General features: G+C 40.1%; 16 protein-coding genes. All 16 read left to right on the top strand.

The features are described 5' to 3' along the window. Positions 1–18: 18 nt before the first annotated feature. Positions 19–1626, top strand: a complete 1608-nt coding sequence (locus RS130_RS07375) for a class I SAM-dependent DNA methyltransferase (RefSeq protein ID WP_316025418.1) — start codon at positions 19–21, stop codon at positions 1624–1626. Then, entirely contained in the window at positions 1616–2989 is a 1374-nt protein-coding gene (locus RS130_RS07370; RefSeq protein WP_316025417.1) for a restriction endonuclease subunit S, read from the top strand. Before RS130_RS07375 ends, RS130_RS07370 begins: the two co-directional genes overlap by 11 nt. A 68-nt stretch (positions 2990–3057) precedes the next feature. Further along, positions 3058–4077: a DNA-binding protein gene (locus RS130_RS07365; RefSeq protein ID WP_316025416.1), complete on the top strand. Its 1020-nt coding sequence runs from the start codon at positions 3058–3060 to the stop codon at positions 4075–4077. A 1-nt stretch (position 4078) separates the two neighbouring features. Next, positions 4079–4522 (top strand): type II toxin-antitoxin system death-on-curing family toxin, encoded by a 444-nt coding sequence (locus RS130_RS07360; RefSeq protein WP_316025415.1) that lies wholly within the window; start codon positions 4079–4081, stop codon positions 4520–4522. Positions 4523–4541: 19 nt separating this feature from the next. After that, the gene (locus RS130_RS07355; RefSeq protein ID WP_316025414.1) at positions 4542–7829 is read left to right on the top strand and encodes a type I restriction endonuclease subunit R; all 3288 of its coding nucleotides are present in this window, start codon (positions 4542–4544) and stop codon (positions 7827–7829) included. Between the two features lie 45 nt (positions 7830–7874). After that, positions 7875–9170, top strand: coding sequence for a DUF3644 domain-containing protein (locus RS130_RS07350; RefSeq protein ID WP_316025413.1), 1296 nt, complete (start codon positions 7875–7877; stop codon positions 9168–9170). Between the two features lie 32 nt (positions 9171–9202). Further along, the gene (locus RS130_RS07345; RefSeq protein WP_316025412.1) at positions 9203–9826 is read left to right on the top strand and encodes a DUF6988 family protein; all 624 of its coding nucleotides are present in this window, start codon (positions 9203–9205) and stop codon (positions 9824–9826) included. A gap of 356 nt (positions 9827–10182) precedes the next feature. Then, positions 10183–10983, top strand: coding sequence for a TnsA endonuclease N-terminal domain-containing protein (locus RS130_RS07340; protein ID WP_316025411.1), 801 nt, complete (start codon positions 10183–10185; stop codon positions 10981–10983). Positions 10984–10988: 5 nt separating this feature from the next. Beyond that, positions 10989–11825 (top strand): hypothetical protein, encoded by an 837-nt coding sequence (locus RS130_RS07335; RefSeq protein ID WP_316025410.1) that lies wholly within the window; start codon positions 10989–10991, stop codon positions 11823–11825. Between the two features lie 22 nt (positions 11826–11847). After that, positions 11848–13158, top strand: coding sequence for a Mu transposase C-terminal domain-containing protein (locus RS130_RS07330; protein ID WP_487369321.1), 1311 nt, complete (start codon positions 11848–11850; stop codon positions 13156–13158). Then, positions 13130–14719 (top strand): ATP-binding protein, encoded by a 1590-nt coding sequence (locus RS130_RS07325; RefSeq protein WP_316025408.1) that lies wholly within the window; start codon positions 13130–13132, stop codon positions 14717–14719. Before RS130_RS07330 ends, RS130_RS07325 begins: the two co-directional genes overlap by 29 nt. 15 nt (positions 14720–14734) lie before the next feature. After that, entirely contained in the window at positions 14735–16306 is a 1572-nt protein-coding gene (locus RS130_RS07320; RefSeq protein ID WP_316025407.1) for a TnsD family Tn7-like transposition protein, read from the top strand. 37 nt (positions 16307–16343) lie between these two features. After that, entirely contained in the window at positions 16344–16658 is a 315-nt protein-coding gene (locus tag RS130_RS07315) for a hypothetical protein (protein ID WP_316025406.1), read from the top strand. A 19-nt stretch (positions 16659–16677) separates the two neighbouring features. Further along, positions 16678–16908 (top strand): hypothetical protein, encoded by a 231-nt coding sequence (locus RS130_RS07310; RefSeq protein ID WP_316025405.1) that lies wholly within the window; start codon positions 16678–16680, stop codon positions 16906–16908. A 409-nt stretch (positions 16909–17317) separates the two neighbouring features. Beyond that, the gene (locus RS130_RS07305; RefSeq protein ID WP_316025404.1) at positions 17318–17773 is read left to right on the top strand and encodes a hypothetical protein; all 456 of its coding nucleotides are present in this window, start codon (positions 17318–17320) and stop codon (positions 17771–17773) included. 187 nt (positions 17774–17960) lie between these two features. Next, entirely contained in the window at positions 17961–18449 is a 489-nt protein-coding gene (locus tag RS130_RS07300) for a hypothetical protein (RefSeq protein ID WP_316025403.1), read from the top strand. The last annotated feature ends 749 nt before the right edge of the window (positions 18450–19198 follow it).

Raw genomic sequence — 19198 nt, 5'->3', positions numbered from 1 at the left:
CATGGGGTATGGAAGTAAATGGCTAAAAACACGAATTCATCATCAACTACCAGTTTCGAACAACATTTATGGGATACCGCTAACAAACTTCGCGGCAGTGTTGAATCTTCAGAGTACAAGCATGTTGTACTTAGTCTTATCTTCTTAAAATTCATTAGCGACAAATTTGAAGCGCAGCGTAAAAGTTTGATTGATCAGGGCATGGGTGACTATGTTGAGCAAATCGAGTTTTATGCCAAAGACAATGTATTCTTTTTGCCTGAACAAGCCCGTTGGTCTTATATCCAGCAACAGATGAAGCAAGATGATATTGCAGTCAAAATTGATTCTGCACTGCACACTGTCGAAAAGAACAACCCGTCGTTAAAAGGCGCATTGCCAGATAACTACTTTTCTCGTTTAGGTTTGGTGCCAAGTAAGCTTGGTTCGTTAATCGATACTATTAATAACATCGATACTTATACCTCCAAGAGCAGTGCCAACGAATGCAGCTCTGATGACATAAAAAGTGAGGAAGACTTAGTTGGCCGAGTGTATGAATACTTTTTAGGTAAATTTGCCGCCAGTGAAGGCAAAGGTGGAGGAGAGTTCTACACGCCTAAATCCATTGTTGCCTTAATAGCTGAAATGATTGAGCCATACAAAGGTAAAATATATGATCCATGCTGCGGTAGTGGCGGCATGTTTGTCCAGTCGCTTAAATTTATCGACAGCCACAAGGGTAATAAAAAAGATATCTCAATCTATGGGCAGGAGTACACCAATACTACCTACAAATTAGCCAAAATGAATTTAGCTGTTCGTGGAATAGCGGCTAACTTGGGCGAAGTGGCAGGCGACAGTTTTTTTAAAGATCAGCATCCCGATTTAAAAGCCGATTTCATTATGGCCAACCCGCCATTTAATCAAAAGCAGTGGCGTGGTGAAAACGAATTAGTTGCAGACCCCCGCTGGGCTGGCTTTAATGTGCCGCCAACGGGTAACGCTAACTATGCGTGGATCATGCACATGATCAGTAAATTGAGTGAAAACGGCACCGCAGGTTTTGTACTAGCTAACGGTTCAATGAGTTCTAACACCAGCGGCGAAGGCGAAATACGTAAAAAAATCATCGAAAAAGACCTAGTAGACTGTATGATTGCCTTACCCGGCCAACTGTTTTACACCACTCAAATCCCAGTGTGTTTATGGTTTATCAGTAAAAACAAAAAAGCAGTTGATGCCAGCGAAGACTTTGCTAAAAGACGCAACCGACAAGGTGAAACTTTGTTTATTGATGCCCGCGAAATGGGAAGAATGATAAGCAGGGTAAATAAAGAACTAACCACCGATGATATTGCCCACATCGCTCGAACTTACCATGCATGGAGAGGCGAAGACAAAGACGGAGCTTACGAAGATATTTCTGGTTACTGCAAGTCAGCCACTCTCGAAGATATTAAAGCAAACGATTATGTGCTTACGCCGGGGCGCTATGTGGGCGCTGCGGATATTGCTGATGATGGCATTCCTTTTGAAGAAAAGATGAATGAACTATCTCAAACACTTTTTAAGCAAATGGCAGATGGGAAAGCATTGGATAATTTGATATGCCAGAGCCTTGAGGAGTTAGGTTATGGCAAATAAAATTCGAATTGGTGAAGTCGTCAATTTGTCACAGGGTTTTGCTGTTAACTCCAAATCGAAACATTTAATGTCTGAAAGTGGATTACCTCTTTTAAGAATAACTGATTTAATTAGTGGAAACTACTCACAATACTTAAAAGAAGAAACCGCTCCTGAGAAATGTATTGCAAGCAAAGACGAATTAATATTTACCCGTACAGGACAAGTAGGTTTAGTTTTTAGGGGAAAAGTAGGCGTAGTACATAATAATTGTTTCAAAGTTATACCTAACCGCGATTTTATTGAGCCTGATTATCTTTATTGGTTTTTGAAGCAACCACACATTGTTAAACTCGCGAATGATATTGCTTCAGGGTCAGTACAAAAAGACTTGAATCATTCGGCCTTTAAAAGCATTGAAATAGCTTTATTACCATTGAAGCAACAAAGACAAAACACCAAAGTTCTTAATCGCATAGAAGAAAGAATTGAACAAAACAAACAAACCAACCAAACCCTCGAAGAAATGGCGCAGGCGCTGTTTAAAAGCTGGTTTGTGGACTTTGACCCGGTTATCGACAACGCCCTTGCGGCTGGCAACGCTATCCCCGACCAACTACAACACCGTGTCGAGATACGCAAAAAAGCCCACGCTCTGCAAAAACAAAACCCCAACATCAAACCACTCCACGAAGCCACCCAACGCCTATTCCCCAGCGAATTCGAACACTGCTGCGACAACACCCTCGGCATCCAAGGCTGGATACCCAAAGGTTGGGAGTATTCTGAGTTAGCAGAGTTTATCGGTGTTAAACATGGCTATGCTTACAAAGGTGAATATTTTTGTAATGAACCTACTGATGACGTTTTACTTACACCGGGTAATGTAGCTATTGGCGGAGGCTTTAAAGGCGATAAATTTAAGTTTTATAATGGTCCGGTTATGGATAATTACATTTTCAATGAAGGTGACTTATTTATAACAATGACAGATCTGAGTAAAGCGGGTGATGCATTAGGCTATCCTGCAATTGTTCCATATGTCGCTGGGTTAACTTTTCATCATAATCAACGGTTGGGTAAAGTAGAATTCAAAGACAGAATAAAATTTGGAACTGAATTTATTTATAGGTGTTTATGCTCGAGAGAGTATCGCAGCTCTATAGTTGCAACAGCAACTGGCACGACTGTTAAACATACATCGCCAACAAAAATACTGAAACATAAAGTAATTAATTCACGTGGTGTTATTGAACCTATATTTGAGTTTTACATAAAGAACTTTACTGCTAAGAAAGAGTTAAACAATATCAATTCGCGACATTTAGCTGTAACCCGAGATTATTTGTTACCAAAACTCATCTCAGGTGAGGTAACGATTTGAAAAGGATGTCAAATCTTGAAACGTTTGCCTGAACCTCATTTAATAATAACTTCTAAGGGAGGATGACCATGAATACGGATTTAACTGAGTCTCCTGTAGCACGAAATAATGTGCTGAACAATCCATACGCACTATCCAAGTTAGAGGATAACCTCGCGTTAGGAGGAATAGCTCTTGAAAATGAAACTTTGTTCACGAAAGACCAAGTTTCTGAAATATTAGCTATAGATGAAAGGACTGTTGATCGATATTTAAGCAGTCATGGCGATGAATTGAAAGTTAGTGGTTATAGGATCCTTAAGGGACAGGCCTTGAAATCACTGAAAAAAATGTATGTTGGCGACACTAATGTCGTCGACATAAATCCTAAGTCACCAAGCTTAGGGGTATTTACTTTTCGAGCGCTTTTAAATATTGCGATGCTAGTCACGGAAAGTGACAGAGCTAAAGCAATTCGTAGCCGAATGTTAGACATTGTAATCGATGTAATAGCTGAAAAATCAGGTGGCAAGACAAAGTACATAAATCAACGAGATCAAGATTATTTGCCTGCTGCATATCAGGAAGACAGTTATCGTAAACAATTTACTGATGCTTTGCGTGACTATCTGCAAATGGGTAATCACAAGTATGCTGTATACACTGATAAAATTTATAAAGCTGTCTTTCTAGAGAATGCTATTGAATACAAAAAAGTACTAAAACTAGCTGACAAAGAAAAAACAAGAGATACCATGTATGCAGAAGTCTTAAAGGCTATCGCTAGTTTCGAGCATGGTTTAGCGGTACAAATGCAATCCGAATCTGAAAAACTGGGTCGTAAACTATCACCTAGGGAGTTGGATGACATATTACATGATGCGGAACAAAATCCATTTTTAAAGCCAGCTATTGAGGATGCCCGTATAAGAATGGCTAGCCGAGATTTAGGCTTTAGAGATGCGCTACATGAAAAACTAGAACATTATATACAATCTGTACCTGCTGGTGACTTCGAACGCTTTTTGGGTGAAAAAACCAAAAGCTTAGAAGGGCAACTATCAGATGAAAAAACAATGGCAATGCTTAAGCGTTTGAAGGATAGATAGTATGGGGATTAGTTTTCTATACTTTAATGCTTTGCATGCAATTGAAGTTCATGATTGGATTATCGAAACCTCAGGTGGATTTGCTGGAACAAAAGATATTGGTCGATTAGAGAGTGTCTTAGAACACATTAAAAATGACCTTTATTACCCCTGCTTCGAAGATAAGCTGACCCACTTGGTTTTTTCAATAAATAAATTTCATGCGTTCAATGATGGCAACAAACGCTCCAGTCTCGTTTTAGGGGCTTACTTTTTGGAAATCAATGGTTACGACTTTTGTGTTCAAAAATTTGCTTTAGAAATGGAAAATATAGTTGTTTGGGTTGCAGAAAATAAAGTGAACAAGGAATTACTTCAAAAACTAATAACGTCTTTGATTATGGATGATGAGTATCCAGAAGTATTAAAATTAGAATTGCTCGAAGCAATAGATAATGACGCATAAGAGTACGTAAAAGGAACTTATGAAATTCACCGAAGCACAATTAGAAGCAGCCATCATCCAACTCTTAACTGAGCAGGGTTATCCGCATGTTACTGGAGACCAGCTATTACGCAGTAGTGGTGACGAGGTTTTAATTAAAGCTGATCTTCGCCAGTACCTATCTACCAAATACGCCAATGACGATATCACTACGGGCGAAATAGATAATATTGTTAAACAGCTTGAAACCCTACCTGCCAGCGATTTATACGAGAGCAACAAAACTTTTTGTAAGTGGCTAAGCGATGGCTTTTTATTAAAGCGCGAAGCTGTGGCTGGTCAGCCTTCCAAAAAAGATCTGTATATCCAACTGATTGATTACGATGGTGTGCGTAGTGCATTGCAAGCGGCTGATATTGTTGTTGGCGGCAAAGTACAAGAGGTAAGCCCCGGTTATATAGATAACAACATTTATAAGATTATAAACCAACTCGAAATTGATAGTTTGAACCCCGATTACCCCAAACGTATTCCCGATGGCATTATTTATATCAATGGTTTGCCTTTGGTAGTGTTCGAATTTAAAAGCGCAATTCGTGAAGAGCAGGCCAGCATTCATGATGCATTCAAGCAGTTAACGAATCGTTATCGCCGTGATATCCCCCAGTTGTTTGTATTCAACGCACTATGCGTGATTAGCGATGGCGTAAACAACAAAATGGGTACGGTGTTTGCGGGTTACGACTTTTATTATGCGTGGCGTAAAGTAACAGGCAACGAACCTATGGCCGAAGAGGGCATCAATTCGCTTCATACCATGCTGCAAGGACTGTTTGATAAGTCACGGCTTTGTGATGTGCTACGTAACTTTATTTACTTCCCGGATAAAACCAAAGGTGAGGTAAAAATCACTTGTCGTTACCCTCAGTATTACGCGGCCAGAAAGTTATTTGAAAACATAAAGCTGCATCGCAAGTTGCCAGCAGGTATGGCTGGTGCAGATGATGAAAAACGAGACGGTAAAGGTGGCACTTACTTTGGGGCTACTGGTTGTGGTAAAAGTTTTACCATGCAGTTTTTATCGCGCTTGTTGATGAAAAGCGTTGAGTTTGAAAGCCCAACCATAGTGTTGGTTACCGACCGTACTGACTTAGACGACCAACTGGCCAATCAATTTGCCAATGCCAAGACCTATATTGGTGATGATCACATTGTAAGTGTTGAAAGCCGCGCTGAGCTGCGCAAATTACTAAAAGGCCGTAACAGCGGCGGGGTGTTTTTAACCACTATTCATAAATTTACCGAAGACACGCAGTTATTAACCGAGCGTAGCAATGTAATTTGTATTTCGGACGAAGCCCATCGCAGCCAAATTAACCTTGATCAAAAACTACGTATTACTGAAAAAGGCGTTAAACGCACCTACGGTTTTGCTAAGTATTTACATGACTCATTACCTAATGCTACTTATGTAGGCTTTACCGGTACTCCTATAGACGCCACCTTAGATGTGTTTGGCCAAGTGGTTGATAGCTATACCATGACCGAATCGGTAAAAGACGAAATTACAGTACGTATTGTGTATGAAGGCCGTGCTGCCAAAATCGTACTAAATAATCAAAAGCTTGAAGAGATTGAGGCCTACTACAAACAATGCGAGCAAGATGGTAGTAACGAACACCAAATAGAAGAAAGCAAAAAAGCCACAACCAAAATGAACTCTATCTTGGGTGACCCAGATCGCTTAAGGGCTTTAGCCGCAGATTTTGTAAAACACTACGAAACCCGCATTGAAGAAGGCACCACCATTTGTGGTAAAGCTATGTTTGTATGTAGTTCGCGTGACATTGCCTATGCTCTCTATATAGAAATAAAAGCCTTACGCCCACAATGGTTTGAAGTAAAAGAATCGGAACATGCTGCCACGCTTACCAATGATGAAAAAGAGTTAGCCATAAAAGCAGGTAAGTTGGGTATGCCTATAGAACAGGTGAAGCTAGTGATCACCCGAGGCAAAGACGATCCAGAAGAGATGTTTAATCTGCTAGGCAGCAAAGATTATCGTAAAGAGTTAGATAGGCAATTTAAGATTGAGCACTCCAACTTTAAAATAGCCATAGTGGTAGATATGTGGCTTACAGGTTTTGATGTACCGTTTTTGGATACCATCTATATTGATAAGCCGCTACAAAAACATAATCTTATTCAAACTATTTCAAGGGTAAATCGCAAGTTTGCAGGTAAGCACAAAGGTTTAGTGGTGGATTACATCGGCATTAAATCAGCAATGAATAAAGCCTTAGCCCAGTTTAGTAAAACCGACGAAACCAATTTTGAAGATATCAATCAATCGGTGGTTACGGTAAAAGACCATCTAGCGTTGCTAGGTCATGTGTTTCATACCTTTGATTCCACGGCTTACTTTACTGGTGAGCCACTAGCACAGCTTAATTGCTTGAACCAAGCCTCTGAATTTATTTTGCAGTTAGGCAAACGTGAAAAGCGCTTTATGGCACTAGTCAAACGTTTAAAGGCCGCTTACGACGTCTGCTGTGGCAGTGAAAAGATCAGTCAATTAGAGCGAGATAAAATTCATTTTTATATGGCTGTACGCTCCATTATTTACAAGCTAACGAAAGGTGAAGCCCCCGATACTGCGCAAATGAATGCCAAAGTGCGCGAGATGATAGCCGAAGCGTTAAAAAGCGATGGTGTTGAAGAGATTCTAAAAATGGATGACTCACAGGGCGAGATAGACATTTTTGATGAAGACTACATCAACAAAATCAGCAAAATGAAGCAGCCCAACACCAAGATCATGATGCTACAAAAACTACTGGCAAAAGCCATAGGCGACATGAAAAAAGTGAACTTGGCTCAAGGCATAGACTTTAGTCAACGCTTTAAAGCACTGGTAGATAAATACAACGAACGCAAAGAAGACGATGTATTGGTAAGTGGCGTACTTGAAGACTTTTCAGACGAGCTAATCAAAATGATGGACGACTTGCGCGAAGAGTACGGCGCACACGACGATTTAGACATCAGCTTTGAAGAAAAAGCCTTTTACGACATCCTAAAACGCTTGGCAGCGAAATATGACTTTAGCTACCCAGAAGACCAACTACTAGAACTCGCCAGAGCAGTAAAAGAAGTCGTAGACGACAAAGCCAAATACACAGACTGGAGCCAACGCGACGACATTAAAGCAGAGCTGAAGGTTGACCTCATCATGTTACTAGCCAAGTTTAAATATCCGCCAGTAAGCCGAGATGAAGTGTACCAAGAGATATTTATGCAAGCTGAGAATTTTAAGAAGAATAGATAACAGATAAATTAGGTTTAATTAACTTAGATATTATAAGGACAGTGAATGGCAGAAAAACAGGGACAAGAAAAGTTTTTCGACTTTCTTCAACAGTGTGAACGGAATGGAAAAAAGTTTACAAAGCAACAAGTCATTGACGCAACAGGTTGGAAGCCAGCTACATTCAACACTTATTTTGGCAAAGGACAGATCACTCAATTTGTAGTTGAAATTGGTGCAAATAAGCTCGAAGCAATAAACACAACTGACATTGATTTCGTCGAGTTTAAAAAGCGACTTTCGCAAAGTAAACACTATCAAGAGTTAGGACATAAATGTAAATCAAATTTAGCGAAAGCGCTTTTGAAGAAGTCTCGCGATAATATGATGTTAGCTTTAGAGCTTTATAATCGTCCCTCTTTGGAAAATAAGCTAGATGGATTTGTTTTACTGTTTTGTACTGCTTGGGAGCAGCTTTGTAAATCAAGGCTTATCGAGAGAGACGGTGAAGATAGTATTTTCGAGCCAAATGTAAAAAAAGGGACGCGTCGCACTATTCCTCTTCGAGCTTGCTTAGACCGCCTATATGAGCCTAAGAACAATATAAGACGAAACATTGAAGTCGTTGCTGATTGGCGAGACAAAGCGGCTCACCTTCTGATGCCTGAAATCCAATCTATCGCTTCCCGCATATTCCAGTCTGGTGTGTTGAATTATTCTTCAGAATTTGAATCATTTACAGATACCGCTTTTATTTCGTCCCAGCATACAGGAATGATGTCACTAGTCGGGGAATTTAAACTACCTCCGGCATCCCTGCTCAAAACACTATATGGGTCAGCTGCCAATGAAATTCTTGAATTGGCACAAGAAGTAGAATCAGAAATCGAGGCTGCCGATGACATCTCCTTTGCAATCCCGCTCAGGGTGTCACTTGTGTTTGCAAAGGAAGAAGGTGATGCACAAATTGTCATAGCAAAAGCTAACGGTAGTACTGAAGATTTGAAGAAGCTAAGACAAGCACTTGTTATTGAAAAGCCAGTTGATCCGGATAAGACTCATCCTCACAGCCAAGGTGTTTTGCTGAAGCTCTTGAATGATACTTTAACGAAAGACTTCGACGCTAATAAACTAGGTCGGGCGTTGCCTAAGACTGATGTTCATGGCTCTCCTGCATTGAATAGACATTGTTTGCAAGCATGCATCAATAAGCTTGGGTGGAAGAAAAATAACAATAAGTACCATTACTTTGGAAAATTGGCTAATCGACATCAGTATTCAGAAGAGGCAATAACTGAGCTTGTTAAACGGATAGCTCAAGACGAACAGTTTGTTTCGCAAGCAAAGTGCAAGAAACGTTAGCAACATTAGACTGATTTCAAAGGTAGGAAATTGTGGATGAACTATTAGAAAAGTCTGAAGGCCTAAACAGCGAGTTTAGTCGTATTTTTGAATTCGGACCTGCTGGTGATAGTAAACGTGTAAATGCGAGTTGGATAATGTGCTTAGTCGCACTGGAACACTCCAGTAGTTTGCGACAACTGGCTATGTGCGGAAACTATACTTCAGCAATATGTATTATTCGTTCTCAGTTTGAAGCACTTACGCGAGCAGCTTGGTTATTTTATGCCGCGAGTGACCAGAAGGTCGAAAATACTTTTTCTACCCTAAGTGAGCTTTCACAGAGCGCAGATCAAAAACCAAATAACGCAGAAATGATTAAAGCTCTAGAAGGCAAAGCACCAGCGCAAGCTGTGGCTATGTTTAGTGAATTCAGAGATGTGCAGTGGAAAGGCTTAAACTCATATGTTCATGGTGGTATTCATGCGCTCCAACGCCATGGAAGTGGCTATCCAATTCAACTTGTTGAACAAATTATTAAATCATCCAATGGCTTATTGACCATGACTGCCGTGATGGCTGCAATATTGACTGGAAATGAAGTGATCGTTAAAGATATCACACGCATTCAACGTCGCCACAAAGATTGTTTGCCAGACTTGTTGCCGCACCTTTAATTAGAGTACTGTTTAAGAAGTCCTATATATTCAACAGCGTCATTTTTGGTTGTTTTTTATACTCCAGAGAGCATGCGGTCGCCTCAAATTTAAAATAGTTGAATTTCGTTACGATTTTTTCTACTTTTTTGCAGTATGTGATATAGGAAACACAAAAATACCTTGTAGGCCTCATACTCTCTGTAATAGCCCGATATTTAGAATTTCTCAAAAAAATAAACCATAAACAAAAATCTTCATTCTGATAGTTTTGTCAATCATTTTATTTATTTCCCTTTTATATCAGTTACTTAGACTATTGACTTGCGAAATAATTTGATTATTATGCAGTCAGTTTAAAAAAGGGAGTCGGGTTCATGGGACGATACGATCAGAATGCAAAAGTGTATACAAAGTGGCTTAAAGGAGGTCGAGGACAAGGTAGGTTAGAAAACTATAAACCTTGGCTACAGGTTTATAACGTTCCATCCTCCGGTCGCTCAAGCCGCCCGTGGTCAGCGAAGATTGGGCGAGTAGTACATTGCATGTCTGACTTAGAGTTATCAACATTTTTACTGCTCGAATGGTCTGAAGCTGTTGTAGACATCAGAGAGCAGTTCCCACTAGACCTGACGACAACATTGCAGATCGCTAAAACTCTTGGATTTCGACATCCTGCGGTTAGAGGTGAAAACATTGTCATGACAACTGACTTTTTAGTTTCCATGTCATCATCAACCCATCCACTTTTAGCACTTCAAGTTAAGCCCTCAGGTGAGTTGGATAAATTAAGAGTTCGAGAAAAACTTGCCATCGAGGAGCAATACTGGAAAGACCTTAATGTACCTTTTCAAATTGTCACCGAACACTCTCACGACCAAATCAAAGTTGAAAATATCAAATGGTTTGCTTCTTGTTTTTCAAAACTCACATCTTTGGAAGTTTTGGAACAACTAGCTGATTGGTGGAGTCCTATAATGGAACAAAAAGGTAGCATGAGACTTATACAACTATGCACCGATATTGACGTACAGCTAAATCAAGAGCCCGGCACGAGCTTAGGCCAGATTCGACTTCTGTGCAGTAAAAAAGTAGCTCAATTCGATCTTAGTATTCCATTTTTCGACATACTTGCAGGTGATATTGGGTTTCGAAAAATATCGGGCACAAAGGGCTAGGCAAAATGATGTCGTTGTCAGCACCTTCATTTTCGAATCTACCAATCTTTATTAAGAATGACGTATTGGATTGGAACACAACAAAATACCGAGTAATTAATGTCGACTCCCAGCAAATTTTTCTATTTGAACTTGGAAGAGACAAAGGATTCCCCCGTCCTTTTAATAGCGTAGAGCTTGAATCACACATGCTTGCTGGAGAAATAAGTTTTCTCGAAGCCCATTCATACTCAGTACCTTCTATTTTGCTATCTAATCGCGAAGATGCAATGGCAGAAGCACGCAGCCGGTTTGAGATCATACGTCCAATTATTGAAGATGACGGATACTTAATTTCTGCTGATAGAGGGAAGTTAGTAAACCGACAAATTGCTCAATTAGGTGTATCGAAAGCTAATATTTATAGATTATTAAGGCTGTATTGGACCCATGGCCAATGCTTAGAAGCATTAGCTACTAGGTATGAAAATTGTGGAGCTAAAGGAAAAATAAGGCATCTTAAATTAAGCAAACCAGGGCCGAAAAACCTGAATGGGAAAAAGCAAAATGCGATAAGAACGTCGGATCACATAGCTATTATGCATCGAGTAATAGCAGTACATTACTTCGCGCAAAAAAAGTCATTAGCTTATACATACAGAAGGTTTGTAACACATTGTAAAGAAAACTTAGCAAGCCAAGACAGTAATGACATTCCATCGATAAATAGCTTAAAAAACCTATTACAAAAACATTACTCTGTAGAGCAATACACGCGGGGTACATTTGATGCAAGGGTTTATAAAAAGGACAAACGAACTCTAAGAGGGTCTGCAACCGCTTCTGTTTCCGGACCAGGCTGATAAATACGAAATCGATGCGACATTGTTTGAGGTACACCTTGTTTCTGTTTACGACACATCAAACGTAATAGGCAAGCCTCATGTGTACATCGTTGTCGATGTGTTTTCTCACCTTATAACGGGCTACTATATCGGGCTTCATGCGCCTTCTTATCGTACTGGCAGTATTGCACTTCTTAGTGCAGTCCAAGACAAAACTCACTTGTTAGACAAATACAATATAGCTCCCGAAATATGTTCGAAATGGCCTGGCACAGGACTCCCATCTTCTCTTTTGAGCGATAAGGCTGAATTCTTCGGAGAAAGCGGAAGTCATCTTGTCGAGGCGACAGGCATTCGAATGGAAAACACTGGCAGTGGGCGCTCAGACATGAAGCCATTCTGTGAACGCTACCTAGGGTTGATACAACAACCGTTTTCAGGCAGTTATCCAGGCAAGTCAAATAAAGTGACAAACAAGAAAGCAGGCGCAATCGACGGTAGACTTAATGCTGTACTTACGCTTCCGGAGTTTGAAGAAATTGTCGTATCGGAAATAATTCTGATAAACAATTGCAGAATAATGAAGGAGTATGATTGCGAAAAAGATTTGCCGGATGATCTACCTCGGACACCAATAAATGTGTGGAACTGGGGAATAGCAAATCGCTCAGGCCAATTAACAAAAGTTGATGAAGAAAACTTAAAAATAGCAGTTTTACCGAAGGATACTGCGAGCGTAAGTCAAAAAGGTGTGTACTTTAAAAAGCTATTTTACTTTTCAGAAGAACTTGAAAATCTCTCGTGGTTCATACGAATAAGAAACAATCGAGCACGTCCGGATAAGGTTGAAGTACATTTTGATCCCATGACAGTTAATCAAATATATTTGATTTTGCCCGACGGCTGTACAAAAACGATTACTTGCCTTTTAAAACCGCAGTCACGCCAGTTTAAAGACTGCTCGTTTCGAGAAGTTCAGCTTCGAACGTCAAAGCAAGCAGATACGGCTTACAATACTGAAAATTATGAGGAAGCAAGACGAGTAATTGAGGAAAAAGCACTTTCCATACAAAAAAATGCTGAAAAGCGAAAAAAACAACAAACAAATAAAAAGTCAGCTGCTCAGACGAAGCGAGATATACCGCGCAACAAAGAGTTAGCGCGTAATGAAGAGCGACAAAAACTGATTGAAGACTTTTCACCACAGCAATTTGAAGTATTGTTGGATGAAACAGATCTTGGTCAATTATCAACTCAGGATGAGTTTGGTAATCCAGAATTAGATGAATTATTTAACTTAAGAAACGGCAAGGATGTCAAAAATGAAACAAATGGAATTGATGATGAGTAGTAAAATTGAAGGTAGTGTTAAGGCTGCTTACCGAAGTACAAATGTACCTTCCTATAAGGGGAACCCACTCATTGAGTGTTTACCGAATCTTGGTACAGCAACAGAAGTAATACAACGACTTAATTGTTTTCCAACAACGGTTTTGCGTAGCGCTCCTGCCAGAGTGCGAGCATCAGAGTTAGTTTCTGCACTATCTGCGATATTTGTGGGATTTCCTCAACATCATGATTTGGCCGTGTTCATCGATAATAAAATCAAGCAAGGTTATGTTCCTCGAAATCCCAATTTGAAACTAAACCCCAAGTTACTGCAAGCAAACTATGAAAAGATGCTTAACGGCGATATGACCTTGCGTCTGGAGCCAAGTAAAGTATTTGATACTCCGATGTCTGGAAGTGTTTACGGCGTTGCGGGTCTTGGAAAAACAACTTCCCTAAAGCGCTTGTTATCACATTACCCTCAAGTACTGCATCATGAAAAATGGAATATTACACAAATCACGAGTTTGTATATTAATTTTCCACACGATGGCAGTAGCAAAAGACTTTGTATCAATTTTTTTAATGCGCTTAACAAAGCTATTAAGAAGCCCAATACCGTTTGGTTTGAGCGACGTGAAAGCCCAGCAACAATGCTGGAGAAGATGCAAGCTGCTGTTGTTCGCTTCAATATTGGTATTTTGGTGATTGACGAATTTCAAATGTGGCGCGTGAAATCAGGTGAATCAGAAAAGGTAGTTAATTTTTTAGTCTCACTTATCAACACAATAAAATTACCAATTATTTTTACCGGAACACCTGCCGCGATAGGGAAACTTGAATCAGAGGTTACGGGTGCCAGACGAATCGCAGGGTTTAACGATTGGGATCCGCTAAAAATTAAATTTGGCTCTAACCAAAATAAAGAAGACAAACCTTTATGGGACTATTTTGCTAGGAAGCTTTGGTCTTATCAGTATTTGTCAAAACCTGCGGCTGCCTTTACAGCAGAAATTAATGAAGCATGGTTTGATTGCTGCCAAGGCATACTCGATATTGCGATTAAGCTTTTTATTCAAGTGCAGCTCAGAGCTATACACAGTAAAAAAGAAGAGATAACGGTAGAGTTAATTCGTCGAGTATACGATGATGACTTTAAATCTATGCATTCAATTATTCATGCATTGCGCTCAAACAACCCAGATCTTATTAGTCATTACTCTGATTTACCTCAGTCGAAGATAGCAGTAAAAATCGCAACTTTGTCTAAATCTATAGCGAAATCAACTCAAGAATCAACACAGCTCCCACTCAATCCTTTAGGTCATGAATTATTAGATTTACTTATTCAGATTGGGTATGAAAAAGACACTGCAAAAGCTGCGGTTGACGCTGTTATATCTGAAAACGTAGAGTTGGATAAAAAGTCGTTGTTACCGTTGGCAATTGATTTGCTAAACAATAATGCTGAAATCAAACCTACCCTAGTGTCTAAGTGCAAGAAGACAACAAAAAAGAATAAACCTCTGCCACCAGATTTTAAAAACAACTCGCAGGGAGGTCTATTTGATGATCTCATTTAAATTTGAAGGTGTTTCATGGATCTAGTTCACTGCGATGCTCTGCCTCATGCCGACGAACTATTATATAGTTATCAAGCTCGTATTCGACTGTACTTCGCAGTTAGAAGTCCCAAATCTCTTATTGAGAGCTTATACGAAAATCGGAGCGTTGCAGCATCATGGGTATATCCTTCACACTTACAAAAGTTGGTTGACGTCATTCCTACGTCAACCAAGCTTTCTGCTACTAAGCTTATTTATCAACATACACTCTTCCCTTTAGCTGCTTTTTTTATGCCGCCAGTACGACGACGTCAAGTTGAAGCTTTGATGCTGTCGGAGAAAGATACTGGAAGCCACGTTTTGTCAGGCTATGCAGCAAATAAGCTTCCAAAATTACAATATTTAAGATATTGCCCCGTTTGTGCAGAAGAGCAACGACAGCGCTATGGTGAAGTATTCTGGTTAAGGAGTCACCAAGTCCCAGCGATCCAGTTTTGTTATAAGCACAATGTTAAGCTTGTCTCTTGCACTAGCATAAAAAAGGGCTTGCACAGGCATGAATTTATCCCTGCTTCAACATGTAATTTGGATACTAGAGAGGAAACCAGTTATTGCGAATTCGACAAAGTAATAAGTATTGCTTGCGAAAAACTTTTAAATAATACCGAGGTTTTAATTTCACCGTCTTTTGCACAGTGGACCAACTATTATAAGCAATTAGCTCGGAGTCATGGATTTCTGAAAGGAGCGTACGTTGATTTTGAGCCTATTAAAGAAAAGATTAATGCCTATTGGCCAAAAGCCATTCTCGTTCGTTGCCGCCTGAGTATTAACAACAAACAGACATCTTGGTTGCATTCAATTTTTAGGAAACATAGAAAGAGCTTTTCGTATCTTGAACATATTGTGGTTAATGCTGCGCTATCACAGGACAAGTTCAATATTCTTGAATGCATTAAAATGGCAGGCGCTAAATCAAAGTATTTACGCACATATGATTCTGTCTCTACTTTCTCGACAACTTCGTCGTCAAATGAAGTAAAAGAAGATAAGTCAGTATGGAAAGCGCTATTGAAAGTATATACACCGAAAGTTGCGCGTAGACACTCAGCAGCTATGTACGCCAGACTTTATCGAGCTGATAGGGATTGGTTGTTACGAATAAATGAAGAGCACAAAGAAACGCGAATAACCATAAACAATAGAGTCGATTGGTGCAAACGCGACCTCGCTATCGTTAAATCTTTGTTTAATGTAATTACTCGGATTGATGCAGATTTATCATTGCCACGGGCAACAAAACGCTGGCTCATGTTTCAACTCAGCAACACTTCAACCATTGAAAAGTATTCACATAAACTCCCCTTAGCTTCAATGTTTCTCTCGCGCTACGCTGAATCAGTTAGTGAATATCAGGTACGCAGAATTACATATCAACTACTTAATAATCGACATCCACATATTACGCGACGTTGGTTTCTGCTTCGCGCTTCAGGGTTGAGTGAAGAGCGGATGACAAGTATCACAAGGCAATTCTTGGAAGATCTGAATGAAATGTTGCCGACCTTTGATTTCATGTTTCCTGCTTTATCAACAGCTGATTAAGGTAAACAAATGACTAGATTAAAATGGATCGTGGAACATGATTTTTACCGGTGAAATCACAGACGCGATTTATATAAGTGTAGAAAATGAGCCAAAAGTAAATTTCGTGTATGGCACGATTGTTTCTGACGGAACCGAAAGGCTTGCTATAGTTCCTTGGATTTCCACTAGCCCTATTATAAAACTTCAAAAGATCGATGGAGGATTCGCAGCGATGACGCAAAACTCCGTTTACTTTTTGAAAAGCTATGAAAGCGTATCGGTCACTTGGGACGAGATTGATATCATAAGAATCGGGACGCCTCCCAAATTAGCGCTTAAATTATTTCGCGCCCAATGGCCTCGAAAGTGAAACGAAAGAGAGGACACTAATGGATGACAAGAGTAAAGCAATTGTCGTATCAGCAGTCGTTAGACTGCTTGAACGCTGGCGGTTATCTGAATCACAAAAGGTTGCAGTTCTTGGCTTTGAATCAAAAGCTGACTATGACAAGTTTGTTGACTCACCTGTTACACTGAACTGGTCTCAGTCTCTTGAGGAACACCTCTCGCTCGTTCTCAATATTCATGCAGAACTAAGAACTCTTTCTCTAACCCGGTAAACATCTACGGGTTCATGACAATGGTGAATAACAATTCACCATTTCTGGGGAAGAGACTTATTGAACTGGCGTCTCAAGAGTTAGAAAGCTTAAAAGCGGTGTATAGCGCAGTATCGTCAATTGGCAACAACGGTTAATTAGCAACAGTATTGGAGATCAGAATCAAGGTTTAAATCAGCTATAAGATCGTAATCAAGGTTTAATTACTGAGCGCTTTTGTAGAAACGAAGATATCTGCCAGTATTTATTCTTGCAATCTGTAAGACTGTTTTGAGCGATTTATAGTCTTTCAACCTTAATTAACTCGCATGCTTAAAAAAAGTGGCAACTTTCATTTACTGTACTATGTTTTATATTGCATGGAATTTTTCAGTCGTGCATAAACTCTTTGATTAATAAGGACCGGTTTATGTCACCTAATATAAAAATCAGCTCTACCTTACGGATTATATTTCTACTCAACCTCTTTGTAATGTCTAACTCATATGCGTCTGAAGAAATATGCTCAGTATTGTTATCCCAAGGGATACATGACAGGAACAGCACTTTTACTACTGACCAACGCTTCCAACAAATGTACCAACTCTTATCCAGCAGTACATTTGAACAGTATAACAACGCTAAAAGTGGCAGCGCTGACTTGGGCATAAATATTATTGACATGATTGATGCTTCCCTAGGGGGCACAACGACTGAAAATAACTATATGCAACGCAGACGAGAATTTTTAAATATCACTCATTCCACAGCAAGCAGCCGATATAACTATATCAATAAGATAGAACAAGTGAGCGCATCACTTGTTAATGCATTTACTCGCTGCATTGAAACCACCAGGGGCTTCCACACATGGGTAGAGCCTTAGCAGAAACCTATCGACTTTCGTTATCAACGCTAAAAACAACGCTGATGGTGCGCCCATCACAGTAGAGAGCATTTCCATATTACCTGACGTGAACACTGAATGTGATATTACTACACCTTATAATAGCAACTCTAATTCAGTGACTATTGCGTGCAGCAAACCAGCAGAGTCCACTGTTATGGTTTCCATGCGGACTGATAAAGGAAACTTAAGTGGTATTGATGTAATTGGTAATAATGATGCGCTGCATGAGTTGCGAATGCAGGTAAACAGTCTAGTTGCAAGTGGCGGTTTAATTGCAAGGGATACGGTTGCTTTCTTGGCTGCAAACTCATGTCCAACAGGGTGGACTGAGTTCACGGAAATGCGTGGAAGATACGTGGTTGGGTTATTACAGAATGGAACACTTAAAAAGACGGTCGGAACACCACTTGGTAATGGAGAATCTAGAAACAATCCAGGAACTCATAATCATGAGTTTCATGACAATATGTTTGCACATCAAAATGGATGGAATGGCTCACCGAACGGATCGCACGACGGCGAAGGATTGAATGCCAGTTGGAGGGGAGACGGACCTGCTAGAAGAGGGTCTATGAAGAAAGCAACAAGTCAGGTGGGTACAAATGACACAGACAGCCCCTACATCCAATTACTCGCTTGCATTAAGCTGTAAAAATCTGAATTAAGGACTACTTTGCTTGTGATGCTCCGCTTTCAGCTGAACTAACTTACATCAAAGCTAACGCTAGCCAGTATAGAATGTATAAACTTCGATTGCTTAGTACGGTGATGCTATTGTGTGACCGTTATTGGCACAAAACTGAAATAGAAGCTCATATCAATGAACGTCAACTCCTTGTCTCAAGCCGTCGTTCAAAGGCAACGAAGCCAATTACCGCTACTCGCTCAAACCAACCTAACAGTTTTTAGGAATGTGTGAGTTCCAAACTTTAATGCAGCGTATTGTAGTGGTATTTTAAGTTTAGACACCATCAGTTTCAAACTTTACATATTCTTGGGAAAAACTGCGAAAACAAAACTGCGTGATACAGGCATATTTAGTTTCAAACTTTAATTCGCTCGCACAGTTATATAAAAAGACGCGAAAGCGTCTTTTTTTATGGCTACGCCGTAAGGTCATCGCTACGCGACAGGGCATGTGCTGCGCACACCAAGCATGCGCTTCGCACTCGTAGCATGGCAGCGCCGTAAGGCATGGCTTCGCCACTTATGCGCTTTGCTTATTTATGTGCTGCGCACACTAAGATTATTCACTACGTTCACCGCAATCCATTGCGGATTTGATACGGCGTCCTTGCTGGGCGACTGACTTTTTTATGAAATACATCCCTCTATTTCACCCTGCGGGCCGCACTAAAGTGCGTTCCATATTTATCCCGTAAATATGGTCAACAGCAAAAA

Origin of the sequence: Paraglaciecola aquimarina (genome assembly GCF_032464635.1) — a bacterium.
Taxonomy (GTDB): Bacteria; Pseudomonadota; Gammaproteobacteria; order Enterobacterales; family Alteromonadaceae; genus Paraglaciecola; species Paraglaciecola aquimarina.
This window is presented reverse-complemented; position numbering and strand designations above follow the sequence as displayed.

Excerpts from the sequence above, each read along its gene's own strand:
- RS130_RS07350 (WP_316025413.1), top strand. The coding sequence starts at position 7,875 with ATGGCAGAAAAACAGGGACAAGAAAAGTTTTTCGACTTTCTTCAACAG.
- RS130_RS07365 (WP_316025416.1), top strand. The coding sequence starts at position 3,058 with ATGAATACGGATTTAACTGAGTCTCCTGTAGCACGAAATAATGTGCTG.
- RS130_RS07375 (WP_316025418.1), top strand. The coding sequence starts at position 19 with ATGGCTAAAAACACGAATTCATCATCAACTACCAGTTTCGAACAACAT.
- RS130_RS07300 (WP_316025403.1), top strand. The coding sequence starts at position 17,961 with ATGCGGACTGATAAAGGAAACTTAAGTGGTATTGATGTAATTGGTAAT.
- RS130_RS07325 (WP_316025408.1), top strand. The coding sequence starts at position 13,130 with ATGAAACAAATGGAATTGATGATGAGTAGTAAAATTGAAGGTAGTGTT.
- RS130_RS07315 (WP_316025406.1), top strand. The coding sequence starts at position 16,344 with ATGATTTTTACCGGTGAAATCACAGACGCGATTTATATAAGTGTAGAA.
- RS130_RS07340 (WP_316025411.1), top strand. The coding sequence starts at position 10,183 with ATGGGACGATACGATCAGAATGCAAAAGTGTATACAAAGTGGCTTAAA.
- RS130_RS07305 (WP_316025404.1), top strand. The coding sequence starts at position 17,318 with ATGTCACCTAATATAAAAATCAGCTCTACCTTACGGATTATATTTCTA.
- RS130_RS07370 (WP_316025417.1), top strand. The coding sequence starts at position 1,616 with ATGGCAAATAAAATTCGAATTGGTGAAGTCGTCAATTTGTCACAGGGT.
- RS130_RS07335 (WP_316025410.1), top strand. The coding sequence starts at position 10,989 with ATGATGTCGTTGTCAGCACCTTCATTTTCGAATCTACCAATCTTTATT.
- RS130_RS07360 (WP_316025415.1), top strand. The coding sequence starts at position 4,079 with ATGGGGATTAGTTTTCTATACTTTAATGCTTTGCATGCAATTGAAGTT.
- RS130_RS07310 (WP_316025405.1), top strand. The coding sequence starts at position 16,678 with ATGGATGACAAGAGTAAAGCAATTGTCGTATCAGCAGTCGTTAGACTG.
- RS130_RS07320 (WP_316025407.1), top strand. The coding sequence starts at position 14,735 with ATGGATCTAGTTCACTGCGATGCTCTGCCTCATGCCGACGAACTATTA.
- RS130_RS07355 (WP_316025414.1), top strand. The coding sequence starts at position 4,542 with ATGAAATTCACCGAAGCACAATTAGAAGCAGCCATCATCCAACTCTTA.